Genomic DNA, 9743 nt, shown 5'->3' on the forward strand with positions numbered 1-9743 from the left:
ACGGATTGGAGTCTTCATCTGCTTTGGGAGGCAAACCAGCCGGGAAAAAATGGGAGTGTCCTCGGACTTCGTCTGGCCCAGGTCTTAAAAAATTTCGGCCTGATTGACCACACCCTCTGGATAGAACAAGAAAAAGAAAGGAAAGGAAAAAAGAAATGAACAAGCCGATTAGTACCAAAATGATCTTTTCCCTTACGGCCGTCATTCTGTTGATGGGGCTCTTCATGCTGTATAAAAAACAGGCCTGGGCAGGAAAAATATCGGAGTTGGGAAAATATCAAGGGTATTCCGAACCGGCTTTTGACGGCTACCAACGCATTTCCGATTATTTAACCTTATCCAATGGAACCCGGTTGGCCTACGACCTTATTCTGCCGACCAAAGGGGGGGTTCCGGCCGCCGAGCCCTTGCCCGTGTTGTTCAAATACACCCCTTATTTGCGCACCTTTACCATTTTCGACCAAGATGGCCGGAACATTATTGCCGGTCTGTTTAACCTGGGTTGGAAAGAAAGGGCCTATCTGCGGCTCCGTTACTGGTTTGCCAAAGATGGGAATCTGATGGATCCGGTTTTCCGGAACAGATACCTTGAAAACATGCTTAGACACGGTTACGTCATCATCGTAGTCGAACGGCCGGGGACCGGCGCCTCCTTTGGGGTGATGAATGGCTCCTTTGAGGTGGGCGCCAAAGAGGCCGATGAAATCCTGAACTGGATCGCGGCCCAAAAATGGTCCAACGGCCGTATCGGGATGTATGGCGACTCTTTTCAGGCCATGATCCAGTTTGCGGCCGTGCATAGCGGCAACCCCCATCTCAAAGCCATCTTCCCCACCTCCAGCGGATTCGAAATGTACGGCTCGGTGATGTATCCGGGGGGTATTTACAACAAGACCTTTGGTTCTTTTTTCTCCTGGTCTACGTCCTTTTTGGAATCGGTGATAACGCCCGTGGATAGGGACCAGAATGGATCATTGCTCGCCCAGGCCCGCCGGGAACGCAGTGGCTCGACCCTCGCCAAGCAATCGGAGCTTTGGTTTAAAAAATTCCCCTTCCGCGACAGTGCCACCTCTGATGGAATTAAAATCTGGGAGGGACCAGGCAATCTCTATCCTCTCCTGAACCGGATCAATCAATCCGGCATCCCGGTCTACATGACCACCGGCTGGTTTGACCTGTTCGCCGGAGCGGGTGATATGTTCCTCTGGTATGCCAACCTGACCGTACCCAGGCGCTTAATCGTCCGCCCCGGGGATCACAGCCAGGTGGAAAAAAAAGAATTCGATTTGGACTTTGACGCTGAAGTGCACCGCTGGTTCGACTACTGGCTGAAGGGTATCGACAACGGCATTATGAAAGAACCCTCGATTTATTATTACACCATGGGCGAATCAAAAAAGAAGGCCTGGCGCACCAGTGACCGGTGGCCACTATCCGACCGGAAACCGGAACGCTTTTACCTCAGCGAGGGGAAAACCGGAAGCGTGGCCTCGATCAACGACGGATTTCTCCGTCCGGGACCCCGCGACCTCAGGGATGGAGCCGATGCCTATACCGTAGATTATTCGACAACCAGCGGCAAGTATTCGCGATGGTATGCCGTCAACTGGCCCCGCAACTACCCGGATATGCGCTCAAACGACCAAAAGGCCCTGACCTATACCACTTCTCCGCTGGAAACCGACCTGGAAATAACCGGGCATCCGGTCATCCATCTCTGGCTCTCCACCGAGGCCCCGGACCTGGATGTGTTCGCCTATCTGGAAGAAGTGGATGAACAGGGGAAGTCCCATTACCTTACCGAAGGGTGCCTCCGGGCCTCTCATCGTAAGCAAAACCCGGCACCATTCAATAATCTTGGGCTGCCCTACCCTTCCCATTATCAGAAGGACCTGGCGCCAATCCCGGCAGGGAAAGCGGTTGATTTAACCTTCTGCCTGCTGCCCATCTCCTACCGGTTCCAGAAGGGAAACCGGATTCGCCTTTCAGTTGTCTGTGCCGATGCCGACAACTTCGATACGCCGGTTATCCACCCGGCGCCCGGGCTCCGATTATTGAGGGGCGGAAATCACCCCTCTTATGTCCAGCTCCCGGTTGCCCAGGCCCGATAGATCCGTTAAATTAGGACGCAGATTTTCGCCGATACCCGCAGATAACTATTCTTTATATTCAAATTCTTGGCAATCTGCACGATCGACGAAAATCTGCCGATCCGAGTCGACCTGCGTCGATCTGCGTCCAAAAAGGAATTTCCTATACCATCAATTGTTCTTGAATATGACCTCCAATCTGTTACACTTTATCCATCCAAAGATTTAACAGGATGCGGAAAAACTTTTTATGAACTGTTCTTGATCTTATGCGATGTTTAGATTCCAGGTTAAATCCCAAATCTTTTTTACGATTCCACACTCATTCTGAATTCTGGTTTCTGGCTCCTGAATTCCGGAATTTAAAAAAATATCTTTGGTTAGGATTTCTTGGTATGTTCTTCCTGCTTTTGGGCTGTGACGGGCTTTTAGAAAAAACAGTCGTCTGTTTTCCGCAAAAAGAACATGACGGACATCCCGAGGACTTCGGTCTTAAGGCCAGGGACCTCTTCTTTAAAACCAGAGATCGGGTCAGTCTCCACGGCTGGCTTTTTACCGCCCATCCCCAGGGACCTTATTTACTCTGGTGCCATGGCAATGCCGGCAATATCAGCCACCGTCTGGAAAACATCGCCTTGCTTCTGGCCAAGGGAATCAATGTCTTTATCTTTGATTACCGGGGTTATGGAAAAAGCGAAGGGTCCCTTTCGGAACAGGGTTTTTATCAGGACACCTCCGCGGCCTGGACCTGCCTTCTTAAAGAAGCCCCGACCTCCCCTTCCCGGACCGTTCTCTTCGGCCGGTCCCTGGGATGTTCCATGGCCGTGGATCTGGCCCTTCAGGTCCCGGCGGCCGGGGTGATTCTGGAATCCGGTTTCCCCCACCTGGGGGCCATGGCCAAAGTTCACTATCCGTTTGTCTTCAGTGAAAAACTATTAGCCGGCCGTTATCCGGCCCTTGCCAAAATCAGCCTTCTCCAGATGCCTGTCCTTTTGGTGCATGGGACTAAGGATAGTATCGTTCCAATCTCCCTGGGCCGCAGGCTCTTTCAAGCCGCCCCCGAGCCTAAATCCTTTTATGAAATCCCCGGGGCCGATCATAACGATACTTATCTGATCGGCGGCCCGGCCTACTTTCAAAAAATCCAGGAGACTATTCAAAAATGGACGAATCAATAGGCAGTATGAATCGAAACCAGAAAAAAATATTCCTCTGCATCGTATTCCTTTCATTTTTCCTGGGGGTTGAATTGACCGGAAAATCCCTGGCCCAGCCACCATCACCAGGGTCTCCGGAGAAAACCGCTCCCGCCCATGAAATCGCTTATATTGATGCCCATAACCATCTCTCTGGCCTCGGCCGGCCCGGTTTTCCTTCGGACTTTCCCGGTGCAGCCCGCACCGCCCTGGCTGAAATGGATCAACTGGGCATTGGAAAGATTCTGGTCATGCCCCCGCCCTTTTCTCCGGGGCACAGGGGAATGTTTGATATAGACGATCTGGTTCCTGTGATCCAGGCCTATCCGGATCGCCTGGCGGCCTTGGGGGGCGGCGGTAGCCTCAATGTCATGATCCAGGCGGCTGGAAAATCGAATTCCATCAGCCCGGAATTAAAAGACGAATTCGTGAAAACGGCCGAAGCAATTCTTTCCAAGGGGGCCGTCGGGTTCGGAGAACTGGCCGTAGAGCATTTTTCCTTCAGGCCCGAACATCCCTATGAATCGACACCGGCAGATCATCCCCTTTTCCTGCTGTTGGCCGATATAGCCGCCAGATATAATGTGCCCATGGATATTCACATGGAGGCCGTTCCAAAAGACATGCCCCTTCCCGACCGAAAGATCTTCAGGAGATCCGGCAACAACCCCAAAACACTTAAAGCAAATATCCCGGCCTTTGAAAGATTGCTGACCCATAACCGCAAGACCAAAATCATTTGGGCCCACGTCGGCTGGTGCAACACGGGATTCCGGACCCCGGTCCTTTGCCGGGAACTGTTTAGCAAACACCCCAATCTCTATATGAGTTTTAAGCTGGCCCCGGAAAGTCTCCCGGAGACCAGGCCCATCAGCGAAGATAAACAAACCATAAAGCCGGAATGGCTCCAGTTGATAAAAGATTTCCCCGATCGCTTTATTATCGGCACCGACCAGTTTTATGCCGCACCGGGTTCCCGCCAGATCGGCCCCCAAAAAACAGAAGCCACCAAGCGATTGATGACCCTTTTGCCCCCGGACCTGGCCGGCCGCATAGGCGTTGCAAACCCGATACGGATATTTAGTCTGAAAGAATAAACAGTCTTCCTATCCCTTAAAATCCAAAACAATTTCTGTGAGAAAATCAGAGAAAATCAGGGTCAGATTTTTTAAATTGACAATGGACATTGCGACCGGCCGCGGCGCTTTTATGGGTTTTTAAAAAGGAGGTGATTCCCGATTAGCCGGCGGTATTATAAAAAGGCGATAAAAGTTCCTTCTGGACCGAGTTGAAAATCTTGGTAACCGACCAGAGGTGGCGATTATAATAAGGGTCTTTTTCCGCAAGATCAATCAACCTGGGAGGTCGGTATTTTTGGTTTTGGTTATCCAGGACGAGGAGTACGCATGGTCTCAGCACATCTTCGTGACGATTGGAAACCACCACCCCGATATCGGAATGATTGATCTCCACCTGGCTTCCGACAGGATAGATGCCGATGGTTTTTATAAAATGTTCCACCAAGGGCCGGTCGAAAAGGGCCGAACTCCACTCATAAAGCTTTTTGATAGCCTCATGGGGAGGCATGGAACTCCGGTAAATCCGATCGCTGGTAATGGCATCATACACATCAACGATAGCCGCGATCCCTCCGAAGAGGGTTATCTGGCTGCTTTTCAGACCAAAGGGGTATCCTTCTCCATTAAATCTTTCATGATGCTGCAACACCACATCTATGCTCTCCGACGGGAAGCCCCCCTGCTTTTCCAGAAGGTCTTGGCCCAGAAGGACATGATTTTTCATAATTTCAAATTCCGAATCGGTCAGTCTGCCGGGTTTGTTTAAGATCTCAAGGGGAATCTTGATTTTTCCGACATCGTGTAACAACCCTCCCAGGCCCAGCTTCTGTAAATCTCCTAAGACTAATTTCAACTCCCTGCCGAAAGCGACGGCAAGGATACAGACATTAATTGAATGTACGGCCGTATATTCATCCCGAGTATTTAATCCGGAGAGGCAAAGCAGGGCATTTTTATCTTCCATGAGACTGGTTATGATGGCTTCAACCAATTCCTTGGCCTCATCCGTTTTAATACTCTGGCCGAGCCGAATATCGTTAATAATGTTTTTTACAACCTCTTTGGCTTTATGATGGACCTCTAAAGCCCGTCTGAGTTCTTCCCCCGTTGGGGGCCCCGTCTCCTCCCTTTCCTTTCTACCATTACCATTATTTTGCGGGACATTTTTAACGGCCTGGGCATTGGGGTCTTCCCGGCTTGGTTTCCCGTTGATCCCTTTTTCGGTATCGATATAAACAAAGGCACAATATTTTTGTAACTGATCGATTTGCTTCTGAGTTTTAATGAGGAATTTATGGCTGAAAAAGGGGGTTTGAAAATAAGGCCGGTCCAGTTGGGCGACGTACATCCCCATCCTCAAAAAGTCAACCTCAATTTTGACTATCATGGCCCTAAATCCCGACTTAGGAATAATGGTCTCGAAAAAAGCTAAGAATTTCCCTTTTCTTGTTTATCGGAAAATTTTAAGACTTACTTTAATCTTAAAAAAATTTTCTCTCTTGATTATCACCTGAAAAATGCTAATTTATATAGCTTGTTGGGGTCAAATTTTTTATAGGGTAATGATTATTACTTTACTGAATTTCAAGTCTTACCCTCAAAGGAATCGTATGCAAATTTTTAGAAACGGGCTGGGTCCGGCCCAGGGTCCACTCCTGGCAACGGACCCCGTCTCCCAGGAGCTTTTTTATTTCTTTAACCACCCCTTTGATATCGATGATCGGATGGCGGGAAAAGACCTCGGGCAGTCCATAGGTCAGATTACAGGCCAGACATTTCCCGGGCCGTTCTTCCAGCTCCAGGTCGAAGAAAAGGGTTTTTTGGGCCGGATCATAACGTTGGAATTTCAAACCGATGGTGTAGGCCCCTTCTTCGAAGTCTCCGTAAAGGGCTTCGAAAAATTGGTCCGCCCGTTGACGGGGGAAAATATCCTGTAAGGCTTGGTCGGTAAAAAGGGCTTTAAAATCTTTTTCTTCCATTGCTTAATTCCTCTTTAATTGGTACACTTATCAAAAACCTGTTGAGATCCTATCCCAATGAAACGGAGGAGGCCCATGAAAAAAACCAATCTGTACCAGGCCAATGATTTCAGCGATCTGGCCTTTTCGCGGCTGTTGGTCCATGATTCCCCTTATTTCAAAATCCTCAATTTCAACTTTAAAGCCGGGCAAATGCTTCCTGTCCACTCCCATGATGTGGAAGGGCAGGTCTGCCTGACTATCTTGGAGGGGTCGGGAAAATTCTTAGGGAAAGACAATAGCGCCCTGCCGGCTCAAGCCGGAGATGTGCTGATCACGGACATTAGCGAACCCCATGGTCTGCTGGCCGAAACCGATCTCCGCCTCCTGGTGACTATCGCCCCGCCGATTTAGTTCGAAAATAAAACCGTTGTTCACCGCAAAGCCGCGAAGTACGCAGAGAGAATCATTATTGTACAATCCCGTGAGAGGCGGGATTGTACAAAACAACTCTGGATTCCGTCCCGGAGGGCCTCCGGCCATAATTATGCGGTCGACTTCGTCGACCTAAAACAAAGGCTTCCGTTTGGAAGCCGGCCGAAGGGTAGCGAAAGCTTTTTCTTTCTGTCCTCTCAACAGAAAGGAAAAATTTTTCTCTCTTTGCGTTCTTGGCGTCTCTGCGGTGAAAATAGTTTTTCAAAAAGCTAAACGGATTCGAATATCTTATCTGGCCCCCAGACGCAGTCCGCCGTCCAGGCGGATCACCGCGCCGTTCAACATGGGATTTTCAATGATCTGGGCCGCTAACATGGCGAATTCGATGGGCTGTCCCAATCGTTTAGGAAACAGGGCCATATTAATCAGGGACTCTTTGACTTTTTCCGACATCCCGCCGAGCATCGGCGTTCCGAATATTCCCGGGGCAATGGTCATGATCCGGATACCGTAGCCGGCAAACTCCCGGGCGATGGGCAAGGTCATGCCGGCCACACCGGCCTTGGAAGCGGCATAGGCGGCCTGGCCGAATTGGCCTTCAAAGGCGGCGATGGAGGCCGTGTTGATGACCACCCCTTTTTCGCCGTCGGCATTAGGGACATTTTTAACCATCTGCTCCGCCGCCAACCGGATCACGTTCATGGTACCGATCAAGTTAATCTGCACCACCTGGTTAAATGGGACGATGGGCATAGGCCCCTCTTTGGACAGGACCTTTCCGGGAGTGGCCACCCCGGCGCAATTGACGGCAAAATGGACGGCCCCGAAGGCGGCCATGGTTTGGTCTACAGCGGCCTGGACCGTTTTTTCATCAGTGACGTCGGTCTTGCAAAAAATGACCCTGGGCCCTAATTCCGAAGCCAGCATCCGCCCTCTTTCTTCGGCAAAATCCAGAATGGAAATTTTTGCTCCCTTTTCCAAAAGAAATCTCGCCGTACCTTCGCCCAGCCCCGAAGCCCCGCCGGTAATCAGGGCCACCCGATCTTTAATCTCCATAATAGCATTCTCCTTTTATCCTGATTTCAGGACCTATCATAGGCAATCGGGTCCGGCTGTCAAGATAAAAAAGGGATATAAAACCACTCGACTAAAAATTAGTCCCTTGTTATACTTTAGTTCGAAAATAGGTTTTTGGCACGGGTTTCACGGATTACACGGTTCAAACAATTGGGTATCCCTCGATCCCGTTAAGTCTGGATTGAGGGATGAAATAAAAGGTCTTGCCTTGCATGACGAATTGCTTCTGAATCAGCTTGAAGAACTGGCCGGCCGGCTTGAAATAGCCATCCGTTACGAGCCCGTAAATGCAGAAGAGACCTCCATAAGCGGCGGGCTCTGTCGTCTGAAAGGGAAATATGTGTTGATTATCCACTCCCAGACAACCGTAAAAGAGAAAATCCGTATCCTCATTGAGGCCCTGAGGCAGTTTCCGCTCAATGATATCTATGTCAAACCCGTTATCCGGGAGCTGCTGGAAGGATCCCAGGAATAGCCAATTTAAAGGGCTTGCATTTTTCGAAAAAAACCTTTAATGATAGCAGCAAATTTTTTTGTAACGCCCTTCATGGAAAATAAAAATCAGAAGTGACCTGAAAGGATATAAAACATGAAAATTAAAACTGCCCAGGATTACCTGAAAAGTCTGCGAAAATTAAACCATGTGATCTATTACAAGGGTAAAAAAATCAAGGATGTCACCCGTCATCCGGCCACGGCCCCCCATGTGCGGGCCGCAGCCATGACTTATGCCCTGGCCGATGATCCGGAATATAAGGACCTGGCGACAGCCACTTCCCATTTGACCGGGGAGACCATCAGCCGTTTTACCCATGTCCACCAGAATGTGGAGGATTTAATTAAAAAAGCCAAATTGCTGCGTGCCCTGGGCCGGAAGACCGGGTCCTGCTTTCAACGTTGTGTGGGGCTGGACGGTATCAATGCCACCTATTCGGTGACCTATGAAATCGACCAGAAATACGGCACGGATTATTTTGAGCGTTTCAAGAAGTGGCTGACTTATATCCAGGAGGAAAACCTGATGGTAGTCGGGGCCATGACCGACCCCAAAGGGGACCGCTCCAAAGGCCCGGCCGAACAGAGCGACCCGGATCAATATGTCCATGTCGTGGAACGCCGGGAAGACGGCCTGGTTATCCGTGGGGCCAAACTGCACATGACCGGAGGGGTCAATTCCCACGAGATCCTGATTATGCCGACCACCGCCATGGATGAAAAATCCAAAGATTACGCCATCGTTTGTGCCGTTCCGGCCGATGCCCCCGGCGTGACCATGATCTTCGGCCGCCAGGCCAATGATACCCGTAAGGATAACCTGGAACGGATCGATGCCGGAAACCCTATTTTCGGCGGGGTCGGCGGCGAGGCGGTCATTGCCTTTGAAGATGTCTTTGTGCCCTGGGAGCGGGTTTTCATGAATGGGGAGACGGATTTTACCAGCCCCCTGGTCTACCGTTTTGCCGCCCACCACCGGGCCAATTACGGCGGCTGTAAAACCGGATTGATCGATGTCTTAACCGGGGCCGTCACCTATCTGGCCCAGATTCAGGGAACGGCCAAGGCCTCCCATGTACGGGACAAGGTGACCGAGATGATCCATCTGGGTGAAACCCTCTACAGTTCTGCCATTGCCTGCGCGGCCGAAGGCTGGCCCACCCCCTCCGGGGCTTACATGGTGGATACCATGCTGGCCAATGTGGGCAAACATAATGCCACCCGTTTTCATTTCGAAGTGGCCCGTCTGGCCGCCGATCTGGCCGGAGGATTTTTGGCCACCCTGCCCAGCGAATACGATCTCAGGAGTGAAGATGTGGGGCATTTGGTAAAAAAATATTTCTCCGGCGTCGCCAAGATCCCGACGGAAGACCGCATCAAGATCGGCCGGCTGATCGAGAGCATGACCGGGGG

The 9743-nt window shown here is 50.5% G+C and carries 9 protein-coding genes; 6 read left to right on the forward strand and 3 right to left on the reverse strand.

Features of this window, described 5'->3' with window-relative positions:
• Window positions 1-155 precede the first annotated feature (155 nt).
• The 3 genes from HY879_11170 (at window position 156) to HY879_11180 (ending at window position 4383) form a co-directional block, all read left to right on the forward strand.
• Window positions 156-2111 (forward strand): CocE/NonD family hydrolase, encoded by a 1956-nt coding sequence (locus tag HY879_11170; protein ID MBI5603905.1) that lies wholly within the window; start codon window positions 156-158, stop codon window positions 2109-2111.
• Between the two features lie 374 nt (window positions 2112-2485).
• Window positions 2486-3268: an alpha/beta hydrolase gene (locus tag HY879_11175; protein ID MBI5603906.1), complete on the forward strand. Its 783-nt coding sequence runs from the start codon at window positions 2486-2488 to the stop codon at window positions 3266-3268.
• Window positions 3253-4383, forward strand: a complete 1131-nt coding sequence (locus HY879_11180) for an amidohydrolase family protein (GenBank protein MBI5603907.1) — start codon at window positions 3253-3255, stop codon at window positions 4381-4383. Before HY879_11175 ends, HY879_11180 begins: the two co-directional genes overlap by 16 nt.
• 142 nt (window positions 4384-4525) lie before the next feature.
• Here the strand turns inward: HY879_11180 and HY879_11185 are convergent, their stop codons facing one another.
• Window positions 4526-5752: an HD-GYP domain-containing protein gene (locus tag HY879_11185; GenBank protein ID MBI5603908.1), complete on the reverse strand. Its 1227-nt coding sequence runs from the start codon at window positions 5750-5752 to the stop codon at window positions 4526-4528.
• A 187-nt stretch (window positions 5753-5939) separates the two neighbouring features.
• The gene (locus HY879_11190) at window positions 5940-6344 is read right to left on the reverse strand and encodes a pancreas/duodenum homeobox protein 1 (protein MBI5603909.1); all 405 of its coding nucleotides are present in this window, start codon (window positions 6342-6344) and stop codon (window positions 5940-5942) included.
• Between the two features lie 75 nt (window positions 6345-6419).
• Here HY879_11190 and HY879_11195 point away from each other — a divergent pair, with 75 nt between their 5' ends.
• Complete coding sequence (locus HY879_11195; GenBank protein ID MBI5603910.1) at window positions 6420-6737, forward strand: cupin domain-containing protein; 318 nt, start codon at window positions 6420-6422, stop codon at window positions 6735-6737.
• A 309-nt stretch (window positions 6738-7046) separates the two neighbouring features.
• On the opposite strand, the gene HY879_11200 is transcribed toward HY879_11195, so the two are convergent.
• Window positions 7047-7814, reverse strand: a complete 768-nt coding sequence (locus tag HY879_11200; protein ID MBI5603911.1) for an SDR family NAD(P)-dependent oxidoreductase — start codon at window positions 7812-7814, stop codon at window positions 7047-7049.
• Window positions 7815-8043: 229 nt separating this feature from the next.
• Between HY879_11200 and HY879_11205 the strand changes: the two genes are divergently transcribed.
• Window positions 8044-8310 carry a hypothetical protein gene (locus tag HY879_11205; protein ID MBI5603912.1) on the forward strand — a complete coding sequence of 89 codons (267 nt, stop codon included), beginning with the start codon at window positions 8044-8046 and terminating at the stop codon, window positions 8308-8310.
• A 114-nt stretch (window positions 8311-8424) separates the two neighbouring features.
• A partial coding sequence (locus tag HY879_11210) for a 4-hydroxybutyryl-CoA dehydratase (protein MBI5603913.1) occupies window positions 8425-9743 on the forward strand: 1319 nt, incomplete at its 3' end.

It is taken from the genome of Deltaproteobacteria bacterium, from assembly GCA_016219225.1.
Lineage (GTDB): Bacteria > Desulfobacterota > RBG-13-43-22 > RBG-13-43-22 > RBG-13-43-22 > RBG-13-43-22.

Coding starts and splice junctions, on each gene's coding strand:
- HY879_11170 (MBI5603905.1), top strand. CDS start 156: ATGAACAAGCCGATTAGTACCAAAATGATCTTTTCCCTTACGGCCGTC.
- HY879_11175 (MBI5603906.1), top strand. CDS start 2,486: ATGTTCTTCCTGCTTTTGGGCTGTGACGGGCTTTTAGAAAAAACAGTC.
- HY879_11180 (MBI5603907.1), top strand. CDS start 3,253: ATGGACGAATCAATAGGCAGTATGAATCGAAACCAGAAAAAAATATTC.
- HY879_11185 (MBI5603908.1), bottom strand. CDS start 5,752: ATGATAGTCAAAATTGAGGTTGACTTTTTGAGGATGGGGATGTACGTC.
- HY879_11190 (MBI5603909.1), bottom strand. CDS start 6,344: ATGGAAGAAAAAGATTTTAAAGCCCTTTTTACCGACCAAGCCTTACAG.
- HY879_11195 (MBI5603910.1), top strand. CDS start 6,420: ATGAAAAAAACCAATCTGTACCAGGCCAATGATTTCAGCGATCTGGCC.
- HY879_11200 (MBI5603911.1), bottom strand. CDS start 7,814: ATGGAGATTAAAGATCGGGTGGCCCTGATTACCGGCGGGGCTTCGGGG.